The sequence below is a fragment of the uncultured Streptococcus sp. genome (genome assembly GCF_938036805.1).
Classification (GTDB): domain Bacteria; phylum Bacillota; class Bacilli; order Lactobacillales; family Streptococcaceae; genus Streptococcus.
Genome location: NZ_CALHWC010000062.1, coordinates 1 through 1,276, shown reverse-complemented (window position 1 = coordinate 1,276; position 1,276 = coordinate 1). Strand labels below are relative to the sequence as shown.

The 1,276-nt window shown below is 47.6% G+C and carries 2 protein-coding genes; both read left to right on the top strand.

What is annotated here, in order from left to right; all coding sequences use genetic code 11:
* A partial coding sequence (locus Q0191_RS02620) for a YqeG family HAD IIIA-type phosphatase (protein WP_297663579.1) occupies positions 1–276 on the top strand: 276 nt, incomplete at its 5' end.
* A gap of 2 nt (positions 277–278) precedes the next feature.
* Positions 279–1,276 (top strand): ribosome biogenesis GTPase YqeH (gene yqeH, locus Q0191_RS02615; protein WP_297663577.1); only part of this gene is annotated, 998 nt, incomplete at its 3' end.

The window sequence follows — 1,276 nt, the reverse complement described above, 5'->3', positions numbered from 1 at the left end:
ATTGACTATGTCTACTGGGCCATGAAACCCTTCACTTGGGGAATTGACCGAGCGCTCAAGCTTTTTCATTTTGAAAGAAATGAAGTGGTCATGGTGGGCGACCAGCTCATGACGGATATTCGGGCAGCGCATCGGGCCGGGATTCGTTCGATTTTGGTCAAACCGCTGGTCGAGCACGACTCTATCAAGACTCAGATCAATCGGGCGCGTGAACGCCGCGTGCTCAAGAAAATCACTGAAAAATACGGTCCAATTCAATACAAAAAAGGAATTTAAGCATGGAAGAACTTCTCTGTATCGGCTGTGGAGCCACTATTCAGACAGAAGACAAGAGCCAGCTAGGCTACACGCCCCAGTCAGCTCTAGAAAAAGGCTTGGAGACAGGCGAACTCTATTGCCAGCGCTGTTTCCGCCTGCGCCATTATAATGAAATCAGCGATGTCCAGCTGACGGATGATGACTTTCTGCGGCTTCTGCATGAGGTTGGAGATAGTGACGCCTTGGTCGTCAATGTTGTTGATATTTTTGACTTTAATGGCTCGGTTATCCCCGGCTTGTCTCGCTTTGTTGCTGGAAATGATGTTCTCTTGGTAGGGAATAAAAAGGACATTCTGCCTAAGTCGGTCAAGGATAGCAAGGTGACTCAATGGCTGACGGAGCGGGCTCACGAAGAAGGCCTGCGTCCAGTTGATGTCATTTTGACTTCTGCTCAGAACAAGCAGGCCATTAAGGACTTGATTGACAAGATCGAGCATTGCCGCAAGGGACGTGATGCTTATGTAGTCGGCGTGACTAATGTAGGCAAGTCCACTTTGATTAACGCCATTATTCAGGAAATCACAGGCGATAAGGATATTATTACGACTTCGCGCTTCCCGGGAACAACTCTGGATAAAATCGAGATTCCTTTAGCGGACGGCAGTCATATCTATGATACACCGGGCATTATCCATCGTCACCAGATGGCTCACTATCTTTCTGCTAAGAATCTCAAATATGTCAGCCCCAAAAAGGAAATCAAACCCAAAACCTACCAGCTTAATCCAGAGCAAACCCTCTTTTTGGGTGGTTTAGGTCGTTTCGACTTTGTGGCAGGTGATAAGCAGGGCTTTACGGCTTATTTTGACAATGAGCTTAAGCTCCACCGGACCAAGTTAGAAGGTGCCAGCGACTTTTATGACAAGCATGTCGGCAGTCTCTTGGTGCCGCCAGTTGGCAAGGAAAAGGAAGAATTTCCAGCCTTGGTCAAGCATGAATTTACCATCAAGGACAAGAC